This window comes from Flavobacterium aciduliphilum, assembly GCF_003268855.1.
Lineage (GTDB): Bacteria > Bacteroidota > Bacteroidia > Flavobacteriales > Flavobacteriaceae > Flavobacterium > Flavobacterium aciduliphilum.
Genome location: NZ_QLSZ01000001.1, coordinates 193,369 through 218,551 on the forward strand (window position 1 = coordinate 193,369; position 25,183 = coordinate 218,551).

A 25,183-nucleotide genomic window follows, 5' to 3' on the forward strand; every position below is an offset into this window, starting at 1 on the left:
GCAAAGTTTTTCACAAAGTTCGCAAAAATCCAAAATTGTTATTCTATTAGCCCTGATTGAAGGGAAAAACATCCCGATTTTTTATCGGGATTTTTGGAATGAAAGCAGGAATAAGGATTACTGATAAAGCCCTACCCTTTCGCTCATTAATATTTCAACCATTTATAAAGTTCTTTCCATGTTGGTTTCTTTCCGTACATGAGAATCCCTACACGATAGATTTTGGATGCAAACCATACCACACCAAGAAACGTACCAAAAAGAATCGTCATCGATAAAACTATTTGCCACCAAGGCACCCCAAATGGAATTCGCATCAACATGACAATTGGTGAGGTGAGCGGAATCATAGAAAATACTGTAGCAACTGTTCCGTGAGGATCGTTCATTACTGTAAAAAACCCAATGTAAACGCCCAGAATTAAAGGCATGATGATAGGTAATAAAAATTGTTGTGAATCGGTTTCATTATCAACTGCCGCTCCAATAGAGGCATAAAACGAGCTGTAAAGGAAATAACCTCCTATGAAATAAATAATAAATGAGATTAAAATTGTTGCGATGGGTAAGTTCCATATCTCTTTAAGATACATTTGAATATCGACATTCATTCCTTTTTGAGCCATTTCCATAGCTTGATGTGCCTGAGCAGCACTTCCGCCCCCTACTTGAATTCCAAATACCGAGGATAGGATAACCATGGCAGAGATTCCCAAGATAGCCCAAATTAAGAATTGAAGTATTCCTGCTAAAGAAGTCCCTATAATTTTTCCCATCATCAATTGGAAAGGTTTCACAGAGGAAATAATGACTTCAATAATGCGCGATGTTTTTTCTTCAATGACACTTCGCATTACCATATTGCCATAAATCACGATGAACATCATTATTAAATATCCAAAAGCACCGCCTATTCCAATTTTAATTTCATTCAATCCTTTTAAAGCTTCTTCTCCCGAAGCTTTTTCAAGATTAATATCCACTTCAGCTTTGGCATTATTTATTTTCAAAGTATCCAAACCTACTCTTTGAAAATTTTCTGCCGTTATTTTCTTTGCAATAATGTCTTCCAAATCTTCAATAAACATGACACTCGGGCTATCATTAGATATGTATTGAATCTTTTTCTCTAGCGACACATTATTAGTATCGTTTGGAATGACTAAAAGTCCTTCATAGCTTTTACTAACGATACTGTCTTTTAGGATTTTTAAATCAACTTTTGAAAAATCAACATATTTGTATTCCTCATCGCTCTTAAATTCATTTACAAATCTCCCTGTTTCATCATGAATGGCTATGGTTTTCATGTCGGCTTTCATTTGACTTAAATAACCGACAAAAACGCCAATTCCAACAAAAAGAAGCGGACTCAAAAATGTCATGACAATAAACGATTTGTTTCGTACTTTGGCAATAAATTCCCTTTTTATGATTAGAAGTAGTTTGCTCATTTTTAAGATTATTAGATTATTGGATAAAGACTTCTCGATTTTTACGAGGTTACATGTAAAAACTTAACCGTCTTTTCTACCCATCTATTGGGTTACTGTTTGAATAAAAATATCATTTACACTCGGAATTTTCTCCATAAAATGAGTTACTTGACCACGAGCAATTAATATGTTTAATAATTCGTTTGGCGTGGCTGTTCCTAAATTGATTTCAAGTTTCAACTCGTCATTTAACGATTTAAAATCTGTTTGAGAGAGTGTAAATTTCTGAGATAAATCATACATCAACCCTTCAATATTATCGCTCAAAATACCAACTTCATAGCTATTGGTTCTGAATTGTTTCTTTACATCGATTACTTTTCCTTCAATTAGTTTGTTGGACTTATGAATCAATGCGATATAATCACACATTTCTTCTACGCTTTCCATGCGATGTGTAGAGAATATTACTGAAGTTCCCTGACGATTCAACTCAATGATTTCGTCTTTAATCAAATTGGCATTTACTGGGTCAAATCCAGAAAAAGGTTCGTCTAGAATTAATAATTTAGGTTTATGCAAAACCGTTACTACAAACTGGATTTTCTGAGCCATTCCTTTGGACAATTCCTGAATTTTTTTGTTCCACCAGCCTTTGATTTCGAGTCGTTCAAACCAATAATCCAATTGTACTTTGGCTTCTTGTTTGGACAATCCTTTCAATTGAGCCAAATACAAACACTGTTCGCCTACTTTCATGGTTTTATACAAACCTCTTTCTTCTGGCATATAGCCAATATAGGCAACATGTTCTGGTTTAAGTGGCTCACCATCAAGAATAACTTCACCACTATCGGGCATTGTTATTTGATTGATAATTCTAATTAGAGAGGTTTTACCCGCACCATTTGGACCTAATAGTCCGTAGATGCTCCCATGCGGAACAGAGAGAGAAACTTCGTTGAGTGCCGTATAATCTCCATATTGTTTGAGGACTTTGTTTACTTCAAGTATATTCTTCATTTAAATTCCAAATTTTTTAAAATGCAATTTCCAATTATTTAAATTGATTTTTGAACTTGCCATTGCTAGTAACATTGAATTGGTAAAAGTAAAGAATTAGTACTAATTACAAAGGATTTGTTACAAAAAACCCACCCTTATTAAAAACAAGGATGGGAAAAATTGCTATGAAAAAGAAATTACTTGTTTCCAAGTAATAATCAAATGTAAGAAAAATATTTTTATTATGAAAACATATCTTTAACTTTTTCAAAAAAAGATTTGTCACTTTTTTCAGGATTAGGGATAAAGTTAGCGTCATTTAAAGATTTTTCAAAAAACTGACGTTGTTCTTTTGTCAATGTTTTTGGAGTCCAAACATTAACATGAACTAATAAATCCCCACTTCCATAACTGTTTAAACTAGGGATTCCCTTCCCTTTTAAACGTAAAATTTTACCCGACTGAATTCCCTCTTCCAATTTGATTCTAACTTTACCGTTCACAGTATCTATTTCTTTTGACACTCCTAGAGCAGCTTCTGCAAAACTAATATACAAATCAAAGTGAAGATTTTCACCTTCTCTTTTTAGAAAGTCATGTTCGAGTTCCTCAACGGCCACAATTAAATCTCCCGCAACACCATTGCCTGGTGCATCATTTCCTTTTCCTGTAACTTTTAATTGCATTCCATCAACGACTCCAGCAGGAATTTTTATGGAAACTGTTTCGTCCTCAAGAATCATTCCGTAGGCATCTGCATTGTTAGGTTTGCTTTCTATGGTTTGTCCCGCACCTCCACAAACATGACAAGTTGTAGCCGTTTGCATACGTCCCAGAATGGTATTGGTTACTTTCAACACCTGACCCTGACCGTTACATGTAGGACATGTTTTATATTTTACGCCTGGCGCTTGTATTTTACGTTTTACCTTAACTTTTTTCTCCACACCATTAGCAATTTCCTCTAAGGTTAATTTAACCTTAATTCTCAAATTGCTTCCTTTCACTCTTCGTTGCCCCCCTGAAGAGCCTCCAAATCCACCGAAACCACCTCCTCCAAAGGCACTTCCAAAGATATCACCAAATTGACTGAAGATATCATCCATATTCATGTGATGTCCACCGCCAAAACCACCAGCTCCATCGAAAGCTTGGTGCCCATATTGATCGTAACGGGCTTTTTTATCGGGGTCACTTAACACTTCGTATGCTTCAGCAGCCAATTTGAAATTTTCTTCCGCTTCTTTATTGCCTGGATTCTTATCAGGATGGAACTCTATCGCTTTCTTACGATAGGCTTTTTTAATTTCTTCTGGTGTCGCACTTTTTGTGATACCTAATATTTCGTAAAAATCTTTTTTCATTATTCGTATTTATAAAACATAGACAAGTAACAACCTGTCCTAAAAGATATTATTGTCCAATTACAACTTTCGGGAAACGAATAATTTTGTCTCCCAATTTGTACCCTTTTTCAATCACATCAACGATTTTCCCTTTCAAATCGTCTGATGGAGCAGGAATTTGAGTGATTGCTTCTGCAAAATCAGCATCAAATGAATCTCCACTTTTAACGTCAACTTCTTCCAACCCTTTAGAAACTAAGGTGGTTTTTAGCTTTTCATGAATCAATTCAACCCCCTTCAAAAGCACTTCATCCTCTGATTTTGAAATTTGAGCCAAGGCTCTATCAAAATCATCCAATACTGGCAACATGGCTTGTAACACTTCTTGATTGGCCGTTTTGAATAAGTCTATTCGTTCTTTAGCGGTGCGTTTTTTGTAATTTTCAAACTCAGCAAAAAGGCGTAAAAACTTATCTTTTTCTTTCGCTAATTCTTCTTCTAATTTTTGTTCTGCTGTCAATTCTTCGGCGGTTTCAACCTCTCCAACCACTGCCTCCTCATTTGGAGTTACCACTTCATTATCCAAGACCTCTTTTTCTGAATTTTCAGTACTCATGTTTTTATTTTTAAAAAATTTATTGAATTTCATTCCTATTTTACAACACACATCAGTGTGCAAAAGTACTGCCATTTCTTTAAAAATGTCAAATTGTCATTTATTTATTTTCCTACACTTTCAAAACAAAGATATTTTCAAAGCTAAACATTGCTTAGAACATGTAAAATTATGGGCTACTGCTGTTCCAGAACGTTACAAAACATCTTGCAATGCTTTTTCTAAAGTATCAAATTGAAAAAGGAATCCATTTGTTAAGGCGCGTTTTGGAAGCACCTTTTTACTGTCAAACAACAAGCTAGACATCTCTCCAAGCACTGCCTGCATTACAAATTGAGGAATATTTGGCAACATAATTGTTTTTTTTAGAATGTTAGATATCATGCGGGTCATCTCGGCATTTGTGTTCGATTGAGGCGCTACTGCATGAACAACCCCTTGTATTTTTTTTTCTAAAACAAAACGATATAAGTTTACTAAATCCTCAATATGAATCCACGATTGAATTTGTTTTCCCGAACCAAAACAAGCACCGACATACTTTTTAATTGGAGCTGTCATCGCCTCTAAAACACCCCCTTCTTTTGACAACACCACGCCTGTTCGAACCAATGTTACTGAAAGTGACAACGATTGAAATTGAAGCGCTGCATGTTCCCATTGCTGAACGACATTCCCTAAAAAATCATTGGATCGTTCAGGACTTTCTTCATCATAAACCGCCACTAAACTATTAGGATAACAAGCTATTCCTGATGCTGAAATGAGATGTTTTACTTGATTGGGTTTCTTTTGAAGCAATTCAAAGAGTAGGCTTAACGAATGTACACGACTTTCTACTATTTCTTGTCGGTATTTTTTTGTCCAACGTTTTGAAATTGAAGCGCCTGCCAAATGAATGATTGCATCAACTCCCTCAATACAAGCCTCATCTAAAATTCCTTCTTTAGGATTCCAATAATACCCTTGAGCTTTTTCAAAATGTTTTATTTTTTGACGTGATGTGGTCAAAAAAAGGACTTCATACTGATGTTGTACAAGCTGTTCGATCAACTTTTTACCAATGAGTCCTGTGGCACCTGTAAGTAATACTCTCATGTTTTTTTATTAGTGAGTGCAAGTTACATTAATTTTGATAAAAAAATCCCAACTAAAACATTGGGATTTCCTACAACTAAAAATAAATAAATCTAAAAACTCGAAATAGATCCTCCTGAGGATTCTTCTTTAGATATGTTTTTGGGACTTCCGGCGTAATCGATAGAAGCGCCCGAATTTGCTTTTGCGATGAAGTTTAATATCGGATGAACTTCCGTAGCGCTGCCACTTGAAGCCTCGGCTGTGACCTCATTTGCAAGTAAATCTTCCGCATGAATCTCGGCACCACTCGTAGAAGCTGTTCGAACTTTTAATGTTTTTCCTGACAACTTCATCGAACTTCCGCTCGTTGATTCTGCATAAATAACATCATACTCTAAGTCTGCCTCAATTTCGGCACCACTTGTCGTTTCAAGGTGGATTTCAGTACTATTTAAAGCACTTTTTAAAGTACCACTTGTTTTAAGTTGCGAACCGCTTGTGGCTTCCAACCCTTCTACAACTGGCATTTTAACATGAACTTTCTCTGCGGTAGCGCTGTAAATATTTTCATCTGAAGACACCATTAAAGTACCATTTTCTACTTGTGTAGTAATATGCTTTACTAAATTCCCATCAGCTTCCACTTCAATTGAAACGACGTCAGCCTGTTCAACAAGTACTTCGATACCACGACTTACCGAAATTTTCGTAAATTTTTCTTTTGGAGTTCTTTTTTCCGTTTGAACGATACCATTTCCTTTGATGCCATTAAAAAAGGTTCCTCCACATGACGCAAATAGCAACGTTACTATAGCTATTGCTGTAATTCTAATAAAATAAACGATAAACTTTATCATAACTATTTTGTTTTTACGATGATACCATCATTATTAATAATCAATTTGCTTGCTTTATTCTTACCTGTTGTTGTTTCAATCACTTCTTTTCCATTGATTCGAACAGATACTGTTTTTACAGAATCATTCTCATGAATCACATGTACATCTTCTGTTTCAACATCATTGTATTCATCTTCGTCTGAGGGGCAATTCAAGCATTTTACTTGAGCGTCATCTACTCTATAAATATAATCCTCCGAACTATGATGTAGGTTGAAAAACTCATTGTTTGAATCGTCGAAATCAATTACAGATTTATCCATTTTAAATAAGGTCCCTTTAGGCAAATACAAAAATAACTCGACTCTTTGATCTCTAAATTTATTAGCGACTTCGGTCAATAAATAATTATCTAAGATTAACATGTTTTTTTCTATTCTAAAGGCGTATTTAATTTGTTCAGCTCTTTTTTTAGCTTCACTTGATGACTTTCCAACAGCGAGTTTTTCAACTTGCAAATAAGGTATTTTATCATCTGTTTTCATGACTTTAATACTTACATTATTAGAATAAATTATATCATGATTTTGCTCATCTTGAGTAAGTCTAAAATCATTTTCTTTTTCAACCTCTTTTGAATAAAAATCATTGTTTTTAAATTTAACCAACAAGGTATCGGTTGGAGCTATTCCAATAGTTTGTTTTGTTACTACTTTTGATTCTGATGAAATTTGTGTAAACTCGTTAATTCCTAATGTAAATAAAACCCCAATTGCGAGAACCCAAATACCTAAAAGTGCATATTTTGCTATAGTTCCAATAGTTCTTGTTCGATTTATCATTAATTTTAATCCAACCATAATCATTAAAAACAATGGAATTCCAGCCGAAAGTAAGAATAAAACTCCCTGAATCCACAGCGGGGTTTCAAGTCCGAGTGGGGTTCTAAAATGATTGATCAAGGTATTTTGAGGTAAGGATGTAGAAAAAATTGCTACTAATGACACTAAAGTGACTCCAAACAACATCACTGAGGATAGAATAAGAATAAAAGCGCCTAAAACTTTGGCAAAAGCACTAAAAATATTTGAAAAAATAACTCCAATTTTTGTTCCTACAGATTCCGCACCTGTTTTAACACGATTCCCTAATGCGTCGTAATTTACATTTTTGAATTTTTCTGAAACGTTTTCAAATTCTTCTCTCACTTTCTTTTCGATGTTGGAAATCGTCACAGGTTCCCCTCTCATTTCTAATTTTTCAGCAGTGGTTATGGCTTCTGGTGTGGCAATCCAAAACACCAAATAACCAATAATTCCTGCACCTCCAGCCCAAATCAGCAAGATAAAAATAATTTTAATCCATACCGCATCAATCCCAAAATAGTGCGATAATCCAGTACAAACCCCTCCAATTAAGCCATTTTCTCTATCTCGATATAATTTTTTAGGCGCTTGGGCAGTTGCTTGAGTAGAAGACGTTTCTGGTTCGTTGTCATTTCCATCAATTCGATAGTCTTCTGGTTGTCCCATAACGGCAACTACCTCGTCAACATCTTTGATATTAATCACATGTTTGTCGCTTTTTTGTCTTTCAGAAAAAATTTCAGCCACACGCATTTCGATATCTTTCATTACCTCTTCTTTTCCTGACGTATTGGAAAGTGATTTTTGTATGGCATCAAAATATTTCGATATCTTTTGATATGCATCTTCATCAATATGAAAAAATAATCCTCCTATATTAATATTTACTGTTTTGTTCATGATTGTTATTTTTGATTCGTTATGATGTTTACGGCGTCAGACAATTCTGTCCAAGTACCATTGAGTTCGTTTAAAAAAGTTTTTCCTAATTCGGTCAACTCATAATATTTTCTTGGCGGTCCTGAAGTAGATTCTTCCCAACGGTAATTGAGTAATCCATCGTTTTTAAGTCTCGTCAACAACGGATAAACCGTTCCTTCAACAACCAGCAGTCTAGCATTTTTTAAGGTATCTAAAATTTCTGATGTATAAGCCTCTTTTTCTTTTAAAACCGACAAGATACAAAATTCTAAAACACCTTTTCGCATTTGTGCTTTTGTGTTTTCAATGTTCATTTTTTGATTTTTTAATTAAACTGTTCCTTTTTGATTTTTTGATTCTTCTTAATGAAAAATCTATTGATGATTGATTGTAATGCTTATTTAAAAAAGGGAATCGTAAAGGGATATTTGTAATATTCGTCTTGATTGGCTTGTACCGCTGCATTTAATACCATTAGTATTTCAATTACTTTTAATATTACAAAGAAAACCGTTGCTCCCAAAGCCACCCATATCATTCCCGAGAAATGACATATCGTGAACTGGTGTGTCTCAAAATCCCAATGACTAATTGCAGACCTAAACGACACATTTGTCCACATTAAATAGATACAAATTGGTATAGCAATGAGAGCGAATAGCAGCGAATACAAAAAAATACTTAATTGAAAATTAACCACTTGCTTTCCGTTAAAATCTATAAATTCAGATTCGCTTTTTTTTGTACTCCAAATCAAAATTGGAATAATAAAATTTCCGAATGGAATAAAATATTGCGACAATACACTTAAATGCATTACTGTAGCCCAAGTTCTTTCGTTTGTTGTAATCATAACACTCTTAAATTATACAATACTATAGATTGCTTATTAATTTCTTATGCAAAGATACAACCAAAAAAAGGTATTATGCATTACAAAGTACTAAATATTAACATTTATTTAACATATGCTGATTTCTGAGCGTACCATTAAATTTTTGTATTTTTACAGCTAAACCGAGTTGTTTATGGAAATCTCTCCCCTCAAATTAAATAGTTATTTATTTTTTAAATTACCATCTGCCTTTCTGTGCGGGGTACGTGTGGCATCCATAACACCAAACCAATGCACCACAACTGTCAAACACAAATGGATCAATCAAAATCCATTTCAATCTATGTATTTTGCGGTTCAGGCGATGGCAGCAGAACTTACCACTGGAGCCCTAGTGCTATTACATATTAAAAAAAGTGGGAAAAACATTTCGATGCTTGTTACCAATCAATCAAGTACTTTTTCAAAAAAGGCCCGTGGGCGTATTACCTTTTCTTGTATCCAAGGACCACTTATTACAGCTGCTATTCAAAAAACGTGTATGACTGGAGAAGGTGTTTCTTTGTGTCTTACTTCTATTGGCATTGATGCTCAGGGTGATCAAGTATGCAAAATGGAATTTGAATGGAGTCTTCGCTTGAAATCTTAGTTTGCATTTTTTTTATATATTTGACAAACAAATCTTATAACAATGAAAAAAACACTTCTCCTACTCTCGTTGCTGTTTGTCACAACGCTTTCGTATTCACAAAAAAAAGAAAGAGTAAAAGGATCTAAAATTGTAACTACGGAAATAAAAAAAATTGAAAGCTTCAAATCCTTGGAAGTAAACGATAATTTAGAAGTTTTCATTATTAAAGGGACTCAATGTGGTTTGGAAATCGAAGCAGACGATAACCTTCACGAAACCATTGATGCAGTAATTTCGGGTTCCAATTTAAAATTAAGTACTTTGAAAGAGGCTTTTGGATATAAAAAATTAAGCATTCGCGTGACATATACCGACGATTTTAATTTGGTTGTTACCCATAATGAGTCTAGTGTAACAGCCCTAGCAGATATAGAATTGGAAAATATTACGTTCAAAAGTTATGATGAATCTAAATTATATTTAAATTCAAAATCGAAGAATTTGTCTATTTTAATGGACGATAAATCAAAAGGAGAACTAAATACAGCTGGTGACAATCTCATTATCAGCCTTGTAAAAAATGCAAGCTTAAAAGCTTTGGTAAACAATACCGCTACGATGACCCTTGATATGTATCAAAAAAGTGATGTAGTGCTTAATGGTGCCATAGAAAACTGCAAATTTAGAATGGACAATAACACCCAACTTGATGCTAAAAATTGTTTAGTTCAAAATGCAGAAATCATATGCGAGGCTTATTCTAATGCAAGCATTCATGTAAAAAAAACGCTAGCGATTGAAGCTTCTGGAAAAGCAGAAATCGAACTATATGGAGATCAAAAAATAGACCTGCGCCGATTTGTTGACAATGCTATTTTAAGAAAGAAACCAACCAAGTAAAAAAATAAAAAAAACCTTATCTAAAACAGATAAGGTTTTTTTGTCGGGGTGGCAGGATTCGAACCTGCGACCTCCTGCTCCCAAAGCAGGCGCGATAACCGGGCTACGCTACACCCCGAATGCGACGGCAAATATAGAATTAATATTTTGCAAACAAAATGTTTTAGCAGAATAATTCAATATTATTTCGCAATAGTTATTATTAATGAGATTTATTCATTTCAATAGAATAAAAATATAAATTTGCATTCATTAATTTCTAAACATTATGTCTGATACGATAGAAAAAGTAAAATGCTTAATTATAGGTTCTGGTCCTGCGGGATATACCGCTGCTATTTATGCTTCTAGAGCCAACATGAATCCGGTATTGTACCAAGGAACTCAACCAGGAGGACAACTAACCACAACAAACGAGGTGGAAAACTTTCCAGGAAATCCTGAAGGAATTACAGGACCACAAATGATGATGAACCTACAAGAACAAGCCCAACGATTTGGTACCGATGTTCGAGACGGTTGGATTACAAAAGTTGATTTTTCCGGACCTATTCACAAAGTTTGGGTTCAGGATACTAAAGAAATTCACTGCGAAACCGTCATCATTTCTACTGGTGCTTCTGCCAAATATTTAGGATTACCTTCAGAGCAACATTACCTCAATATGGGCGGGGGGGTTTCTGCTTGTGCGGTTTGCGATGGGTTCTTCTACAGAAATCAAGAAGTTGTCATTGTGGGTGCAGGGGATTCTGCTTGTGAAGAGGCGCATTACCTCTCCAAACTTTGTAAAAAGGTAACAATGTTGGTACGAAGTGAACAGTTTAGAGCTTCAAAAATTATGGCGGAACGTGTCAGAAAAACAGAAAATATTGCTATTTTACTCAATACTGAAACCGATGAAGTTCTTGGCGACGGTCAAGTAGTTACAGGCGTACGAGTAAAAAACAGAATAACAGGTGAAACTACTGAAATTCCAGCTACTGGTTTTTTTGTGGCAATTGGACACAAACCCAATACAGATATTTTTAAAGAGTACCTTACACTCGATGAAACTGGATATATTGTGAATGTTCCTGGGACTGCTAAAACCAATGTTCCCGGCGTATTCGTAGGAGGTGATGCTGCCGATCATGTATACAGACAAGCTATAACTGCTGCAGGTACTGGTTGTATGGCTGCGTTGGATGCCGAACGTTATTTGGCTAGCAAAGAGTAATTTTAATACTTATTCCTAAAAAAATTTTAAAGCTGTTCCTTTGGGAATGGCTTTTTTTTGAAACAATTATTCTATTAACAAGAAATAGTTCTTGTTTAAAGATTATCTCCTAGCCCTGATTGAAGTGATATCTTTTATCTCTGTCGGGGTTGTAAAACCCACAGGGATAAAAATAAAACGGAAAGCAGGAAAAAGGATTACAAAAATGGCCAAGTGACTCGCTCCTAAAAACAAAAAACCGAACATTGCTGCTCGGTTTGCTGTCCTTTTTAAAAAATTTATTCATTCATCGAAATCAAGAATTCTTCATTATTTCGAGTCTTTTTAATCTTATCATTAATGGTATCCATGGCTTCCACCGGATTCATATCGGCAAGGAATTTACGTAGAATCCACATGCGTTTTAAGGTACTGTCGTCTAATAACAAATCGTCTCTACGAGTGCTAGAAGAGGTCAAATCAATAGCAGGGAAGATTCTACGGTTGGCAATTTTTCTGTCTAATTGCAACTCCATATTACCTGTTCCTTTGAATTCCTCAAAGATAACTTCATCCATTTTAGAACCCGTTTCGGTCAATGCTGTTGCAATGATGCTTAGGGACCCGCCATTTTCTACATTACGAGCCGCTCCAAAGAAACGTTTGGGCTTTTGCAAGGCGTTAGCATCGACTCCACCACTCAATACCTTACCTGATGCAGGTTGCACCGTATTGTAGGCGCGCGCCAAACGCGTAATCGAATCCAAGAGAATCACTACATCATGACCACATTCAACCAATCGTTTTGATTTTTCTAGTACGATATTGGCGATTTTCACGTGTTCGGAAGGCTCTCTATCAAAGGTTGAGGCAATAACTTCCCCTCGAACGCTGCGTTGCATATCGGTCACCTCTTCAGGACGTTCATCAATGAGTAAAACAATTAAATATACCTCTGGATGATTGGCTGCTATGGCATTGGCTATGTCTTTTAACAGCATCGTTTTTCCCGTTTTGGGTTGGGCAACAATCATTCCGCGTTGTCCTTTTCCTATTGGCGAGAACAAATCTATGATTCGAGTAGAGATACTGGATTGTCTCTCAGCGATTTTGAATTTTTCTTGAGGAAAAACAGGCGTCAAATGCTCAAACGAAACCCGATCACGAACAACTTGTGGGTCGTGTCCATTTATTTTTAATACTTTTACTAAAGGGAAAAACTTCTCTCCTTCTTTTGGGGGGCGCACCACGCCTTTTACGGTATCTCCTGTTTTTAATCCGAAAAGTCTGATTTGTGAATTAGATAAATAAATATCATCTGGAGAAGCTAAATAATTATAATCTGAAGATCTCAAAAATCCATATCCGCCGTTTTGCCCTTCAATCATTTCAAGAACTCCCTCACTTTCAATAATTCCGTCAAATTCATAGTCGGCGTCACGGAAATTTGGATTCTTCTTATTCTTAAAATTAGGATTTCCATTCCCGTTTTGGTTTTGATGCTGACCTTTAAATTTAGGATGGTGATTTTGAGTAGGGTTAGTATTACTTTCTGTAGGAACCTCAGAGGAAGTTTCGGAGGTTGTTTCTAGTTCTTTTGGGGTTGAAACAGATTCAGAAACATGGTTCTCTTTGGAAACATTTGAGTCGTTCGATTTTGCTTTTTTCTTGAATTTTTCAGGTTTTTTAGCACTAGAGACTGTATCTTTTGATACTGGAGTGATTTCAGAGGCTTCACTGTTTGGCGTTTCTGAAAACAAATCTTGCGAAGGAACTACAACTTCAGAATAAGCATCTGACTTTGTCATTCTGGTGCGCTTTGTTTTACTTTCTTTTGGCGTTTCAACTGATGGTGCTTCACTTTCACGACTTGTAGCTTCTTGATGAGCTAATATTTGTTCAATGAGCACCTCTTTTTTTACTCCGTTAAATTTGATTGACTGTGATAATTTTGCAATTTCTTGAAGTTCAGACAACTTCATTGCTTTCAAAGCGGTATGATCAAACATAAATGTTTTTAATAAATATTTTAATAGGTTGGATAACTATACAAAGGGGTGATTTTTTTTCTAAAAAGGATGTCCGTGTAATTGAAGTACTTACGGAATTGTAGTGCAATATTACGAATAAATTTCTTTTAAGCAATAGTTTTTTCAAAAAAGAAACTATATTTTTGCGCAACAATAGCATAAAATGTTACAAAGAATTCAAACAGTATATCTCACTATCGTACTCGTGTCAGTCGCTGTGCTTCCTTATTTTTTTCCTCTCTGGAAATTGGAAGGTAAAGACACTATGTTCAACAAAACCATTCTTTATGTCGTTTTCTTCGGACTAAGCACTGCCTTGACAGCCATGAGTATCATCTCATTCAAAAAAAGACAACATCAATTTGTTTTAAATAGAATCAACATTATTTTAAATTTAATTTTATTAGGATTATTTGTATATCGCTCGCTAAATCTATCCGGAGAAACTGAAAAAGTTTCTGAGAAGGGTATTGGGATGTTTCTTCCTATTCTTTCTATCGTTTTTTTAGTTTTGGCCAACAAAGCTATCAAGAAGGACGAAGATCTTGTAAAATCTGTCGATCGATTGAGGTAAACCTATAAACTTAGTTTATTAGTGCGAAGAAAAACCCGAACAATGTTCGGGTTTTTTTTATCAATAGGTTACAGCAGCATAGATTTCGTTTCCTTTTAAACGATCACTTCCTTTTAAAAAGGTCAATTCCATTAAGAAATTACATTGTACAACCGTTCCACCTAATTCTTCTACCAATTCGGTTACTGCTTTACTGGTTCCTCCTGTAGCTAAAACATCATCATGAATCAACACCTTATCCCCTTTACTAATAGCATCAACATGAATTTCTAATGAGTCCGTACCATATTCCAATTCATAAGTTGCAGCTATCGTTTTATAGGGTAATTTTTTGGGTTTACGAACGGGAACAAACCCAACATTTAAAGCTTGAGCCAATAACATTCCGAAGAAAAACCCCCGACTTTCTACCCCTACAACTTTGTCAATCGGTTTGTCTTTTACAGCGGAAAGCATTTGTTGAAGGGCATAGTCTCTTGCATCAACATCCAACAATAAAGGCGTGATGTCTTTAAACACAATGCCTGGCTTTGGAAAATCTTGAATATCACGGATGTATTTTTTTAAATCCATTTTTTTTATTTTAAATTCATATTCTGTTTGCATATTATATATTATTAGCTATATTTGCACCCACAAAAAAGGCCTCGTGGCGCAACTGAATAGCGCATCTGATTACGGCTCAGAAGGTTACAGGTTTGAATCCTGTCGAGGTCACAAATATCATGAAAACGCTCATACACATGAGCGTTTTTTTTATTTTTTCCCTAATTCAATGACTTCCAATTTTTGGATTTTTCCTGCCTCAATTTCAAAACGCAACATCGTTCGTACTTGATGAAACCCATGAATACCACAAGCACCCGGGTTCATGTGGAGCATCTGTAATGTTTGATCGAATTGAACTTTCAAAATATGGGAATGACCACAAATAAATAATTTTGGTGTTTCCCGTAGTATCTTTTCTTTTACTTTAGGCGCATATTTTCCAGGATACCCTCCTATGTGTGTCATGAGTACCGATACTCCTTCACATTCAAATGATAAATATTCAGAAAATTCTAACCGCGCTTTGTGATCATCAATGTTACCATAAACGGCGCGCAACGGTTTTATTTTCTGAAGGGTATCCGTTACCATCAGGTCGCCAATATCGCCTGCATGCCATACCTCATCGGACTGATGTACGTATTTCAAAATTTTTTCATCAATAAAACTGTGGCTATCAGAAAGCAAAAGAATTTTTTTCACTATCGGCTGTTTTTAACGATAATCATTGGGGTAAAGGTACTTAAAAAATGATTTTATATTGAATAAACGGCATTAATAAAAACCTTTGTAAATTTGTACTCAAATCAAAGCACCCTATTACTTGAAATATTTTATAGAATTTTCATACAAAGGAACGAAGTATCATGGCTGGCAATACCAACCCAATGCCAACTCGGTTCAAGAAACTCTTAGCAAAGCATTATCATTAATGCTCAAAGCGCCTATGGAATTGGTTGGAGCGGGACGAACGGATGCAGGAGTACATGCCAAACAAATGTATGCACACTTCGAAACAAATGCCCTAGACTCAATTCCGGAGCTTATACAAAAATTAAATTCTTATTTACCTAAAGATATTGCGATTCATGCCATTTACCGAGTTCCAGAGGAGGCTCATGCCCGTTTTGACGCTATAAAACGTACTTATGAATACCACATTCACCAACAAAAAGACGCTTTTGATTGTTCCAATTCTTGGCATTATCATTACCCCTTAGACCTTAAAATCATGAATGAGGCTTGTCAAATTTTGTTTGAATATCATGATTTCGAATGTTTTTCAAAGACGCATACCGATGTCAATACGTTTAATTGTAAGATTTATGAAGCCCATTGGCGCGAGCAGCATAATAGATTCGTCTTTACCATCTCTGCCGATCGATTTTTACGAAATATGGTGCGCGCTATAGTAGGCACGATGATTGACGTGGGACGAAAAAAAATTACCTTAGAACAATTTCGAACCATTATTGAAAATAAAGATCGTAACCAAGCTGGCTTTTCTGTGCCTGCTCACGGCTTGTACCTGACTCAAGTTATTTATCCTTATCTTTAATTTCACTCCCCTTTCATGAAAGCTAAAGCATTTGACATCCGATTATTCAGAAGAATATTGACCTATACACAGCCTTACCGCAATCGCTTTACTGGAGTAGTTTGGTTTGCTATTTTGCTTTCAATTTTTGCCGCTTTGAGACCTATGTTTTTGCAAATTATTGTAGATGCTTTTATAAAACCAGGCAAATTATCGGGACTCCAACAGTATACACTTTTTATGGGGATAGCGCTGATTTTAGAAGGCGTATTCCAATACTATTTCGTTTTGTGGGCCAACATCCTTGGGCAAGACATCATTAAAGATATTCGAACTCAACTTTTTCAACACATTCTTTCTTTTAGGATTAAGTACTTTGATGGAACCCCCGTAGGACAACTCGTAACGCGAACCGTAGCCGATATTGAACAAATCGCACGAATTTTTAGTCAAGGATTGTTTATGATTATCAGTGATTTATTAAAAATGGTGGTGTGTATGGGAATTATGTTTTTCATGAACTGGCGCCTATCACTAATTGTATTACTTGCCATGCCTTTTTTGATATTTATCACTAGAGTATTCCAAAGAAAAATGCAAGTCGCTTTTGAAGAAGTTCGTACCCAAATTGCCAATCTCAATACCTTTGTACAAGAACGCGTTACAGGCATGAATATCGTTCAAATTTTCAATCGAGAAACCCCTGAATTTGAAAAATTTAAGGAAATTAACAAAAAACACAACGACGCTTGGATTAAGACCATTTTATACAATTCTATTTTCTTTCCCATTGCCGATATCATTTCTTCGCTTACACTCGGGGTCATTGTTTTGTATGGTGGTTTTCAAATTTTACAAGGAAATCCATTTACAACTATCGGACAAATGACCGCATACACTATGTTTATCGGAATGCTATTCAATCCATTGAGACAAATCGCCGATAAGTTTAACGAAATGCAAATGGGCATGATTGCTGCAAATAGGGTGTTTGACCTTTTGGATATCACAGAAGAACCTCAACCTTCTGGAACGCTAGAAGCACCGCATTTTAAAGGGGAAATTAACTTTGATACGGTAACTTTTGGATACTTGCAAGGGGAAGACATTTTGAAAAAACTTTCTTTTAATGTCCAGGCAGGGCAAACCATTGCCATTGTTGGTGCTACTGGCGCAGGAAAATCTACAATTATCAATCTGCTCAATCGCTTTTACGACATTCAAGAGGGAAGTATTACTATTGACAGCCAAAATATTCACGATTTTACAATAGAAAGCCTACGCAAACACATTGCAGTTGTATTGCAAGACGTCTTTCTTTTTGCCGACACCATTTACAACAACATCACCCTGTTCAATCCAAAAATTACTTTAGAAGACGTTGTCTCAGCCGCAAAAAAAATAGGAATCCACGACTTTATTATGAGTTTACCCAATCAGTATTCGTATGATGTCAAAGAACGCGGCGCCACACTTTCGGCAGGACAACGACAGCTTATTGCGTTTTTAAGAGCCTATATGAGCAACCCAAGCATTTTGATTTTGGATGAGGCCACCGCCTCTGTCGATTCTTATTCGGAAGAATTAATTCAAAAAGCCACCGATGCTCTAACAGAAAATAGAACTTCTATTATCATTGCGCATCGCTTAGCAACCATCGTAAAAGCAAATTGTATCCTTGTTATGGATAAAGGCGAAATTGTTGAAAGAGGAACGCATCAAGCGCTTCTCAACATCGAAAAGGGCTATTATAAAAAACTATACGAAACCCAATTTTTAAATGAAAAACAATGACACCTATACAATTAAGTCCTTTTTAAGTTAAAAATTTCTTAATTTGAATTATATTCGCACCCAATTTTATCCCATTGGTATGACAAAAAAATACGTATCTCTTTTACTTTTTCTCGTTTTTTCAAATGTTTTTTCACAAGTTAAAGACTCTATAAACAATACCGTCCAACAATTTAAGATTGACGAAAATACGACTTATGGATTTACCAAACCAACTACCTGGGACATGTTTAGATACATTCCTCGAGACATTGCAAGTATAGGAACCTTTGCCGTACAAAAAGAAAATTTAAAATGGGATGCCCTAGCTCTTGGATCAACGCTTGCTATAATGCCTTACGATCAAAAAATCATGAACGACGCCAATAAATTGGGTGCAGACATTGGTGGCTGGGATAAAGATTCTAGATACAAGAGAGTCTTAGGATTAGAGATGTTTCCCACTAGTGTAAGTTCTGGTGTTTATTATTTAGGAAATGGGAATACAACGTTACTTCTTAGTGGGATGTTTTATGCCATTGGGAAGATAGGAAAAGTCGATTACCGGGCTATAAACACTTCCAACGAATTGATTGAAGTGCTTTTTTCTGTGGGTGTTTCGACTCAAACCATCAAAAGAATTACTGGAAGACAAAGTCCTGTAGCTGCTATTAAGAGCGGTGTAGATGGTGGCGAATGGAATCCGTTTCCTAGTTTTACCGCTTATCAGAAAACGACTCCTAATTATGATGCGATGCCCTCGGGACACATGGCCACATATATAGCCACACTTACCGTAATTGCTACAAATTATCCCGAAATTAAATGGATAAAACCCGTTGGCTATTCTTTAGGAACACTATTAGCGTTCAACATGGTCAGTGGACGTGTGCATTGGACTTCCGATTATCCCATTGCTGTTTTTATGGGATATGTTATGGGAAAAACCATTGCAAATCGTCGTATTATTAAAAAAGAAACCGCACTCAATACAGGAACCAAAAAAACTACTTTCAAGACAAACTATTCGTTCAATCGCTTGAATAACATGAACCTTATTGGGGCAACCATCACTTTTTAAACCATGAAAAAAATACTCCTCATCACATTGTGTTTATTGTGTATTACAAATTCCAAAGCACAAGACAAAACCATCACAAGCGCGGGCGATATTCTCCAAATGGCGCTTCCAGCCGTAGCATTTGGTTCGACTTTTTTGTATAAAGACGACCATACTAAACCCACTTGGCAATTTATCAAAGCGTATGGTTCTAGTGTCATTCTTGAACAAGCATTAAAACACATTGTGCAAAAACCAAGACCTGATGGTTCTGATAATCTTTCTTTCCCTTCAGGACATACCACAAGTGCCTTTTCTGGAGCGGCTTTCATTCAAAGACGTTATGGCTGGAAGTATGGAATTCCTTCCTATATCTTAGCCTCTTTTGTAGGATATTCACGTATTCAAGCGAAAAAACACGACGGTTGGGATGTCTTGGCTGGAGCCACTATCGGAATAGGTACTTCTTATTTGTTTACCAAACCTTATGAAAAAAACAAAATTAATGTTTCCCTCAATAAAGTAGACAAAGGCTATACGATTGGGTTTAATTATAGTTTTTAAAATAGTTTATTGAATTATTAGATTATTAGATTTGTTAGAATTTATAAACTTTTAAACCTCATAAACTATATAAACCTATAAACTTATAAACTTTTTTACTAATTTCGCAAACTCAATAAACTTACAAAATCATACAGAAAATGACACGAGCGAAAGCGACTGCATTTTTTACAAATAATAAATAAATACATTAAAAAATGACACGAGCGAGAGCGACTGCATTTTTCACAAATAATAAATAAACACTCGAAAAATGAAATACGATATTATTGTTTTAGGAAGTGGCCCTGGAGGATATGTTACAGCCATCCGTGCGTCACAATTAGGCTTTAAAGTAGCGGTTATTGAAAAAGAAAACTTAGGGGGGATTTGCCTTAACTGGGGTTGTATTCCAACGAAAGCGCTTTTGAAATCGGCTCAAGTTTTTGACTACCTAAAACATGCTTCCGATTATGGATTGACAGTAAAAGAATTTGATAAAGATTTTGCTGCTGTAGTAAAACGTTCGCGTGATGTAGCCGACGGCATGAGCAAAGGTGTTCAATTTTTGATGAAGAAAAACAAAATTGACGTGATTGATGGTTTTGGTAAAATCAAGCCTGGTAAGAAAGTAGACGTTACCGATAAAGACGGTAAAGTAACTGAATATGCAGCAGATCATATCATCATTGCAACAGGGGCTCGTTCAAGAGAATTGCCTAATCTTCCGCAAGATGGTGTTAAAGTAATTGGGTATAGACAAGCGATGACGTTGCCAACACAACCTAAGAAAATGATTGTGGTAGGTTCGGGAGCGATTGGAGTGGAATTTGCGCATTTCTACAACTCGATGGGAACGGAAGTGACTATTGTGGAGTTTATGCCAAATATCGTACCTGTAGAAGACGAAGACATCTCGAAACAAATGGAGCGTTCTATGAAGAAAGCAGGTGTGAACATCATGACCAATGCTTCTGTAGAGCGTATTGATACATCAGGTGCTGGAGTGAAAGCCTATGTTAAAACGGCTAAAGGTGAAGAAGTGCTTGAAGCAGATATTTTATTGTCGGCAGTAGGTATCAAAACCAACATTGAAAATATAGGTCTAGAAGAAGTAGGTATCGCTACAGATAGAGATAAAATCTTAGTGAATGCTTACAATCAAACGAATGTGCCTGGTTATTATGCTATTGGAGACGTAACGCCTGGACAAGCTTTGGCGCACGTGGCTTCGGCGGAAGGAATTAACTGTGTGGAGAAAATTGCAGGATTACATGTAGAGCCCATTGATTATGGCAACATCCCAGGCTGTACGTATGCAACACCAGAGATTGCTTCTGTAGGATTGACAGAGAAAGCGGCTAAAGAAAAAGGATACGAATTGAAAATTGGTAAATTCCCATTCTCAGCTTCTGGAAAAGCAAAAGCGGCGGGGGCTGCCGATGGTTTTGTAAAGGTAATCTTTGATGCAAAATACGGGGAATGGTTGGGTTGCCACATGATTGGTGCTGGTGTTACGGATATGATTGCTGAGGCGGTTGTTGCTCGTAAACTAGAAACAACAGGCCATGAAATTTTAAAAGCAGTGCACCCACACCCTACTATGAGTGAGGCAGTGATGGAAGCGGTTGCTGCAGCTTATGATGAAGTAATTCACTTGTAGAATATCGATTTAGTATATAGACTAATCCGTTTTGTGAAAGCAGAACGGATTTTTTATTGGGTGTAAATAGCTCTAGTGCTTCTAATATTGCTTTTTATCATATAGAAACATAGTTTTTTTGTCTTTAAAGGGGCTTCACTTGACATCGATTACAAAAGAAAATTTTTACTCCTTGAGAAACTCCGTGCTAAATTTTGTGTGACTTTGTGTTCCAAGGAGTGAGTTTTTTTTTATCCTTCTCAAAAAATTTCTACACATTAATTAATCATATCCCTTTTAAACCTCATAAGATTTTTTTACAAGCACTGCATTTATTTGCTTTTATCAATAGGAGTTTTTTAATTGATACGGTTTATAAAATATATTTCTCCTGATAAATTTTATAAAAGATATATATCTATTGACTAAAAGATATACATGTTTTTCATAAAAGATATTATCTTTTTACTGAAAGATGTATATCTTTTTATTTTATCATCAGGAAGAATTTATTTATTCATCAAGCGTATTCGTTTTTTTCTTCTTGATGAATTAAAAAAAAATGCAAAACATTATTACCACAACAAAGATCTGTGTTGAATTATTGGTAAAGTATCTCATTAAACTATTGAATTATTTCAAGAGAATACCTCCTATAAAGTAGATAGTCAATCTGTTTCTTCCAAGAACAAAAAAACAATCAAATCAAAAACCCGAAAGTATATTTTTTTATCTTTGTTGAGAGGACTATTTTTTTTGATGGTTTAATATTATAGTTTGTTAACAATCATTGTAAAAACTGATAAGTAATGATACAATTTTCTTACACTATTCTTTACGTACAAGACGTAACAAAGTCGATTGAATTCTATGAAAAAGCATTTGGTTTTAAAAGAAAATTTATAACTCCTACAAATGATTATGGCGAACTTTTAGTTGGCGAAACCACTCTTTCATTTGCATCAATAACATTAGCTAAATCAAATCTGAAGAACGGTTTTACAGAAAGTCGTTTGACAGAAAAACCTTTTGGTATTGAAATAGGTTTCACAACAGACCAAGTTGAAGAAACTTTGGCATCAGCCGTTAATGCAGGTGGAACAATTTTAGAATATCCTAAAACAAAACCTTGGGGACAAATGGTTGCCTACATTAGAGACATTGACGGTTTTTTAATTGAAATCTGCACCCCCATGAACTAATACTTAAAATAAAGTAAATGTACAACTCAGATGAAGCGGATTTGCAATCCGCTCAAACAAAGACATAAACTAATCCCCAGTTTTTTTTCTTTTAATATGCTATGATGTAACCTACTCATTAGATAACTATTTTTAAACCTTTCAATTAAAATCATTAGCTTTGAACAACATCCTTTAATTATGAGAATACCCCTATCTTCTGTGCTTTTGGTTTTGTTTGTGAGTGCTACTACTGCTTTCGGTCAACAACAGCGTAACGATTCTACCAAAACCTCTTTGACACCGTCTGATTTGAATGTCATGAGTTCGATGACGTTGAATGAGCAAGTGGAATATTTCGAAGACTTGACGCGACTGAAACGCTTTTTAAAAATCGAATTGGTGAGTAAAAAAGAATACGACGCCAAGAAGAAAACTGCGGTGAATTATGTTACCGACATCGATAAAATCAAAAAAAAGAAAGGCGTTATTATCTTGCCTTGTTTGAAAAAGAAGGTGAAATTTGTTGACAAACCCGACAATGAAGAAGACCGACACGAATATACCTATATCGGTCAGATTCCTTTTTTGAACCAATATATTGTTGGTGGTATGTATTGGGAAACTCTGGATTACAAATTGATTGACAAAACTTCGGGCAACGAAACAATTGCTTTAGGAAGCTATCCACATGTGGCTCCCGACAAAAAACACATCATTTGCATTTATGCCAATCCGTATGAAAACACCGCCGATTTGGATTTGTACTCCATTAAAAACGGAAAAATAAAACCCGTAGTCAACGTGAGTTTTAAAAACTGGATGAATACTTTGGAAGAAAACAAAACCTTTTGGAGTCAAGACGGGTACCTGTATTGTCCGGTCAATCACATCAATGTTTACTGGAACAAAGACGGCAACATCAACAACAAATGTCAATACATTAGAATGAAGATAATGAGATAAAAAATGAAATGATCATTACAATTCATCGGTGACTAAATGTAAAATATTTTTGTTTTTTTTTGAACGATTACAGCCCTTCAAATAGTGCATACACCCTTTCTCGTTTCCAACAAAACTTATAGTTCCATAAAAAACATCCTATTTCTAGAATTTTTATATCTTTATTCTAATCCTCATGCAAGGACATTGCTAAAACGTCGTCTAAACCAATGTAACCGTATTTTGCAACATGATTGAAAAGCTAAAAGCTAGAGACAACAACGCCTTTGAAGCGCTCGTAACAGACTATAAAAATAGTGTGTTTACTACGTGCTATCGCTTTTTACTCAATGAACAAGATGCCGAAGATGTCTCGCAAGAAGTTTTTATCGAAATTTTTCAATCCATACACACCTTTAAAGGAAACTCAAAACTGAGCACATGGATTTATCGTATTACGATTTCAAAATGTCTAGACGAAATTAAAAAGCGTAATCGAAAAAAGAGGTTATCTTCCCTTGGAAAACTACTTCCTTTGGAAAGCGTTTCTAATTGGCTATCAGGCGGAACACAAGCCGATGACTCCATACATATTGATGAAAATTATAGAGAAATAGCTAAAATACTCAACACCCTTCCCGAAAACCAACGTGTAGCCTTTACACTCAGTAAAATGGAAGGTTTTTCCAATGCCGAAATTGCCGAAATCATGAACACCACGGTTATTGCTGTAGAAAGCTTGGTGCATCGGGCTAAGAAAAAATCGGCTGAGGGATTATTAGAAATTTTGAAAAAGAACTAACATCGTGACAGAATGATAAAAATATATCGTCTAACTTAAAAAACATCCTTTTATGAATCCAGAACTACATCAAGAATCTATCACTCAAAAACTAGACGCTTTTGAGTTGATGCCTCCTAGAACTGTTTCATCAAATTGGGACTCTATAATGGCTTATAAATTGCGTCATCTTCCCAAATCCTCTTCATGGAATAGTAATACTCTTTTTTTAACGGGTTTGGTGCTCCTTAATGGAAGTATACTTCTCTTTTCATATACAAGAAATCATGAGAAACAACCCGTAAAAAAAATACGTTATGAAATGCTTTCTAACGAATTATTACTTCCAACAAATCAATATTATGGATATTTTTAAAAAACACCAAATCGCTACTAGAATAATCTTCTTACTCGTTTTTTTAAATCTTTCTATGATCCTTTTTTTCTTTTGGAGAGAATATAGTGTAAGAGAAGAACCTCTTTTGTTTCCAAAAAACGAGGCTTATAAAGACGTCTCGGGAATATTAAAAGAAGCTTTAAACCTAACTAAAAAACAAGAAAGCCAGTTTGAAGCCATCAGAGAAAAATATTTTCGAAAAGAAGCCTTTTTGAAGCAAATTATAAGAGAAGATAAAGATTTAATGAACGAAAATATATTTAACAAATCTACCGATTCGCTAATTGTCAAAGGATTAGCCAAACAAATTTCAGCCAACGAATATAAAATGGAGTTGTTGCGCTACCAACAAGCCCAAGAATTTAAATCGGTTTGTACTGCTCAACAACAAGAAAAATTTAAAAACTTGGTTCGTGAAATTCGAGATTATTTCAGACCAGATAACCAACCCTATAAAAGATAAAAAATGAAAATCAAAGCTCCTTTTCTAAACCTAAAGTG

General features: G+C 35.4%; 26 protein-coding genes and 2 tRNA genes. 15 read left to right on the forward strand and 13 right to left on the reverse strand.

The features are described from left to right. Positions 1-146 precede the first annotated feature (146 nt). The 9 genes from CLV55_RS00860 to CLV55_RS00905 all read right to left on the reverse strand — a co-directional run bounded on the left by CLV55_RS00860 (position 147) and on the right by CLV55_RS00905 (position 8,962). A complete protein-coding gene (locus CLV55_RS00860; RefSeq protein ID WP_112111848.1) occupies positions 147-1,454 on the reverse strand; it encodes an ABC transporter permease in 1,308 nt (435 codons plus the stop codon). Between the two features lie 84 nt (positions 1,455-1,538). After that, complete coding sequence (locus CLV55_RS00865) at positions 1,539-2,459, reverse strand: ABC transporter ATP-binding protein (protein ID WP_112111849.1); 921 nt, start codon at positions 2,457-2,459, stop codon at positions 1,539-1,541. A gap of 224 nt (positions 2,460-2,683) precedes the next feature. Next, positions 2,684-3,805, reverse strand: coding sequence for a molecular chaperone DnaJ (gene dnaJ, locus CLV55_RS00870; RefSeq protein ID WP_112111850.1), 1,122 nt, complete (start codon positions 3,803-3,805; stop codon positions 2,684-2,686). 49 nt (positions 3,806-3,854) lie between these two features. Beyond that, positions 3,855-4,436: a nucleotide exchange factor GrpE gene (locus tag CLV55_RS00875; protein WP_112111851.1), complete on the reverse strand. Its 582-nt coding sequence runs from the start codon at positions 4,434-4,436 to the stop codon at positions 3,855-3,857. Between the two features lie 162 nt (positions 4,437-4,598). Beyond that, positions 4,599-5,501: a TIGR01777 family oxidoreductase gene (locus CLV55_RS00885; protein WP_112111853.1), complete on the reverse strand. Its 903-nt coding sequence runs from the start codon at positions 5,499-5,501 to the stop codon at positions 4,599-4,601. A 92-nt stretch (positions 5,502-5,593) separates the two neighbouring features. Next, on the reverse strand, positions 5,594-6,340 hold the full coding sequence (locus CLV55_RS00890; protein ID WP_112111854.1) for a head GIN domain-containing protein: 747 nt from the start codon (positions 6,338-6,340) through the stop codon (positions 5,594-5,596). Positions 6,341-6,342: 2 nt separating this feature from the next. Continuing rightward, positions 6,343-8,088, reverse strand: coding sequence for a PspC domain-containing protein (locus CLV55_RS00895; protein ID WP_112111855.1), 1,746 nt, complete (start codon positions 8,086-8,088; stop codon positions 6,343-6,345). Between the two features lie 5 nt (positions 8,089-8,093). Further along, entirely contained in the window at positions 8,094-8,423 is a 330-nt protein-coding gene (locus CLV55_RS00900) for a PadR family transcriptional regulator (RefSeq protein WP_112111856.1), read from the reverse strand. 83 nt (positions 8,424-8,506) lie between these two features. Further along, positions 8,507-8,962 carry a DUF4870 domain-containing protein gene (locus CLV55_RS00905; protein ID WP_112111857.1) on the reverse strand — a complete coding sequence of 152 codons (456 nt, stop codon included), beginning with the start codon at positions 8,960-8,962 and terminating at the stop codon, positions 8,507-8,509. Positions 8,963-9,137: 175 nt separating this feature from the next. On the opposite strand from CLV55_RS00905, the gene CLV55_RS00910 reads away from it, so the two are divergent. Together CLV55_RS00910 and CLV55_RS00915 are read left to right on the forward strand one after the other, a co-directional pair. Beyond that, on the forward strand, positions 9,138-9,593 hold the full coding sequence (locus CLV55_RS00910) for a DUF4442 domain-containing protein (protein WP_112111858.1): 456 nt from the start codon (positions 9,138-9,140) through the stop codon (positions 9,591-9,593). 42 nt (positions 9,594-9,635) lie between these two features. After that, complete coding sequence (locus CLV55_RS00915; protein ID WP_112111859.1) at positions 9,636-10,475, forward strand: GIN domain-containing protein; 840 nt, start codon at positions 9,636-9,638, stop codon at positions 10,473-10,475. A gap of 43 nt (positions 10,476-10,518) precedes the next feature. Here the strand turns inward: CLV55_RS00915 and CLV55_RS00920 are convergent. Further along, positions 10,519-10,593 (reverse strand) — tRNA-Pro (locus CLV55_RS00920). 150 nt (positions 10,594-10,743) lie between these two features. Between CLV55_RS00920 and trxB the strand changes: the two genes are divergently transcribed. Further along, a complete protein-coding gene (trxB, locus tag CLV55_RS00925; RefSeq protein ID WP_112111860.1) occupies positions 10,744-11,691 on the forward strand; it encodes a thioredoxin-disulfide reductase in 948 nt (315 codons plus the stop codon). A 278-nt stretch (positions 11,692-11,969) separates the two neighbouring features. Here trxB and rho read toward each other — a convergent pair whose 3' ends face one another. Next, positions 11,970-13,679, reverse strand: a complete 1,710-nt coding sequence (gene rho, locus CLV55_RS00930) for a transcription termination factor Rho (protein ID WP_112111861.1) — start codon at positions 13,677-13,679, stop codon at positions 11,970-11,972. 184 nt (positions 13,680-13,863) lie between these two features. Here rho and CLV55_RS00935 point away from each other — a divergent pair, with 184 nt between their 5' ends. Further along, a complete protein-coding gene (locus tag CLV55_RS00935) occupies positions 13,864-14,274 on the forward strand; it encodes a DUF4293 domain-containing protein (protein WP_112111862.1) in 411 nt (136 codons plus the stop codon). Between the two features lie 60 nt (positions 14,275-14,334). On the opposite strand, the gene CLV55_RS00940 is transcribed toward CLV55_RS00935, so the two are convergent. After that, a complete protein-coding gene (locus CLV55_RS00940) occupies positions 14,335-14,847 on the reverse strand; it encodes an adenine phosphoribosyltransferase (RefSeq protein ID WP_112112204.1) in 513 nt (170 codons plus the stop codon). Positions 14,848-14,917: 70 nt separating this feature from the next. Between CLV55_RS00940 and CLV55_RS00945 the strand changes: the two genes are divergently transcribed. After that, positions 14,918-14,991 (forward strand) — tRNA-Arg (locus CLV55_RS00945). A 39-nt stretch (positions 14,992-15,030) separates the two neighbouring features. Here the strand turns inward: CLV55_RS00945 and CLV55_RS00950 are convergent. Further along, positions 15,031-15,525, reverse strand: a complete 495-nt coding sequence (locus CLV55_RS00950) for a metallophosphoesterase family protein (RefSeq protein WP_112111863.1) — start codon at positions 15,523-15,525, stop codon at positions 15,031-15,033. A gap of 121 nt (positions 15,526-15,646) precedes the next feature. Between CLV55_RS00950 and truA the strand changes: the two genes are divergently transcribed. The 10 genes from truA to CLV55_RS01000 all read left to right on the forward strand — a co-directional run bounded on the left by truA (position 15,647) and on the right by CLV55_RS01000 (position 25,145). Further along, the gene (truA, locus tag CLV55_RS00955) at positions 15,647-16,381 is read left to right on the forward strand and encodes a tRNA pseudouridine(38-40) synthase TruA (RefSeq protein WP_112111864.1); all 735 of its coding nucleotides are present in this window, start codon (positions 15,647-15,649) and stop codon (positions 16,379-16,381) included. 15 nt (positions 16,382-16,396) lie between these two features. Beyond that, complete coding sequence (locus tag CLV55_RS00960) at positions 16,397-18,154, forward strand: ABC transporter ATP-binding protein (RefSeq protein WP_112111865.1); 1,758 nt, start codon at positions 16,397-16,399, stop codon at positions 18,152-18,154. Between the two features lie 79 nt (positions 18,155-18,233). Then, positions 18,234-19,214, forward strand: a complete 981-nt coding sequence (locus CLV55_RS00965; protein ID WP_112111866.1) for a phosphatase PAP2 family protein — start codon at positions 18,234-18,236, stop codon at positions 19,212-19,214. Between the two features lie 3 nt (positions 19,215-19,217). Then, on the forward strand, positions 19,218-19,757 hold the full coding sequence (locus CLV55_RS00970) for a phosphatase PAP2 family protein (protein WP_112111867.1): 540 nt from the start codon (positions 19,218-19,220) through the stop codon (positions 19,755-19,757). A gap of 253 nt (positions 19,758-20,010) precedes the next feature. Continuing rightward, the gene (gene lpdA, locus CLV55_RS00975) at positions 20,011-21,399 is read left to right on the forward strand and encodes a dihydrolipoyl dehydrogenase (RefSeq protein ID WP_112111868.1); all 1,389 of its coding nucleotides are present in this window, start codon (positions 20,011-20,013) and stop codon (positions 21,397-21,399) included. Between the two features lie 788 nt (positions 21,400-22,187). Continuing rightward, positions 22,188-22,580, forward strand: a complete 393-nt coding sequence (locus tag CLV55_RS00980) for a VOC family protein (protein WP_112111869.1) — start codon at positions 22,188-22,190, stop codon at positions 22,578-22,580. Positions 22,581-22,760: 180 nt separating this feature from the next. Then, positions 22,761-23,525, forward strand: coding sequence for a hypothetical protein (locus CLV55_RS00985; RefSeq protein WP_112111870.1), 765 nt, complete (start codon positions 22,761-22,763; stop codon positions 23,523-23,525). A 229-nt stretch (positions 23,526-23,754) separates the two neighbouring features. Further along, positions 23,755-24,306: an RNA polymerase sigma factor gene (locus tag CLV55_RS00990; RefSeq protein WP_112111871.1), complete on the forward strand. Its 552-nt coding sequence runs from the start codon at positions 23,755-23,757 to the stop codon at positions 24,304-24,306. A 52-nt stretch (positions 24,307-24,358) separates the two neighbouring features. After that, positions 24,359-24,661: a hypothetical protein gene (locus tag CLV55_RS00995; protein ID WP_112111872.1), complete on the forward strand. Its 303-nt coding sequence runs from the start codon at positions 24,359-24,361 to the stop codon at positions 24,659-24,661. Continuing rightward, positions 24,648-25,145 (forward strand): Spy/CpxP family protein refolding chaperone, encoded by a 498-nt coding sequence (locus CLV55_RS01000; RefSeq protein WP_112111873.1) that lies wholly within the window; start codon positions 24,648-24,650, stop codon positions 25,143-25,145. Before CLV55_RS00995 ends, CLV55_RS01000 begins: the two co-directional genes overlap by 14 nt. Positions 25,146-25,183 lie beyond the last annotated feature (38 nt).

What these genes read in the sequence shown, in the direction of transcription:
- CLV55_RS00860 (WP_112111848.1), bottom strand. Translation starts at nt 1,454, where the DNA reads ATGAGCAAACTACTTCTAATCATAAAAAGGGAATTTATTGCCAAAGTA.
- CLV55_RS00865 (WP_112111849.1), bottom strand. Translation starts at nt 2,459, where the DNA reads ATGAAGAATATACTTGAAGTAAACAAAGTCCTCAAACAATATGGAGAT.
- dnaJ (WP_112111850.1), bottom strand. Translation starts at nt 3,805, where the DNA reads ATGAAAAAAGATTTTTACGAAATATTAGGTATCACAAAAAGTGCGACA.
- CLV55_RS00875 (WP_112111851.1), bottom strand. Translation starts at nt 4,436, where the DNA reads ATGAAATTCAATAAATTTTTTAAAAATAAAAACATGAGTACTGAAAAT.
- CLV55_RS00885 (WP_112111853.1), bottom strand. Translation starts at nt 5,501, where the DNA reads ATGAGAGTATTACTTACAGGTGCCACAGGACTCATTGGTAAAAAGTTG.
- CLV55_RS00890 (WP_112111854.1), bottom strand. Translation starts at nt 6,340, where the DNA reads ATGATAAAGTTTATCGTTTATTTTATTAGAATTACAGCAATAGCTATA.
- CLV55_RS00895 (WP_112111855.1), bottom strand. Translation starts at nt 8,088, where the DNA reads ATGAACAAAACAGTAAATATTAATATAGGAGGATTATTTTTTCATATT.
- CLV55_RS00900 (WP_112111856.1), bottom strand. Translation starts at nt 8,423, where the DNA reads ATGAACATTGAAAACACAAAAGCACAAATGCGAAAAGGTGTTTTAGAA.
- CLV55_RS00905 (WP_112111857.1), bottom strand. Translation starts at nt 8,962, where the DNA reads ATGATTACAACAAACGAAAGAACTTGGGCTACAGTAATGCATTTAAGT.
- CLV55_RS00910 (WP_112111858.1), top strand. Translation starts at nt 9,138, where the DNA reads ATGGAAATCTCTCCCCTCAAATTAAATAGTTATTTATTTTTTAAATTA.
- CLV55_RS00915 (WP_112111859.1), top strand. Translation starts at nt 9,636, where the DNA reads ATGAAAAAAACACTTCTCCTACTCTCGTTGCTGTTTGTCACAACGCTT.
- trxB (WP_112111860.1), top strand. Translation starts at nt 10,744, where the DNA reads ATGTCTGATACGATAGAAAAAGTAAAATGCTTAATTATAGGTTCTGGT.
- rho (WP_112111861.1), bottom strand. Translation starts at nt 13,679, where the DNA reads ATGTTTGATCATACCGCTTTGAAAGCAATGAAGTTGTCTGAACTTCAA.
- CLV55_RS00935 (WP_112111862.1), top strand. Translation starts at nt 13,864, where the DNA reads ATGTTACAAAGAATTCAAACAGTATATCTCACTATCGTACTCGTGTCA.
- CLV55_RS00940 (WP_112112204.1), bottom strand. Translation starts at nt 14,847, where the DNA reads ATGGATTTAAAAAAATACATCCGTGATATTCAAGATTTTCCAAAGCCA.
- CLV55_RS00960 (WP_112111865.1), top strand. Translation starts at nt 16,397, where the DNA reads ATGAAAGCTAAAGCATTTGACATCCGATTATTCAGAAGAATATTGACC.
- CLV55_RS00965 (WP_112111866.1), top strand. Translation starts at nt 18,234, where the DNA reads ATGACAAAAAAATACGTATCTCTTTTACTTTTTCTCGTTTTTTCAAAT.
- CLV55_RS00970 (WP_112111867.1), top strand. Translation starts at nt 19,218, where the DNA reads ATGAAAAAAATACTCCTCATCACATTGTGTTTATTGTGTATTACAAAT.
- lpdA (WP_112111868.1), top strand. Translation starts at nt 20,011, where the DNA reads ATGAAATACGATATTATTGTTTTAGGAAGTGGCCCTGGAGGATATGTT.
- CLV55_RS00980 (WP_112111869.1), top strand. Translation starts at nt 22,188, where the DNA reads ATGATACAATTTTCTTACACTATTCTTTACGTACAAGACGTAACAAAG.
- CLV55_RS00985 (WP_112111870.1), top strand. Translation starts at nt 22,761, where the DNA reads ATGAGAATACCCCTATCTTCTGTGCTTTTGGTTTTGTTTGTGAGTGCT.
- CLV55_RS00990 (WP_112111871.1), top strand. Translation starts at nt 23,755, where the DNA reads ATGATTGAAAAGCTAAAAGCTAGAGACAACAACGCCTTTGAAGCGCTC.
- CLV55_RS00995 (WP_112111872.1), top strand. Translation starts at nt 24,359, where the DNA reads ATGAATCCAGAACTACATCAAGAATCTATCACTCAAAAACTAGACGCT.
- CLV55_RS01000 (WP_112111873.1), top strand. Translation starts at nt 24,648, where the DNA reads ATGGATATTTTTAAAAAACACCAAATCGCTACTAGAATAATCTTCTTA.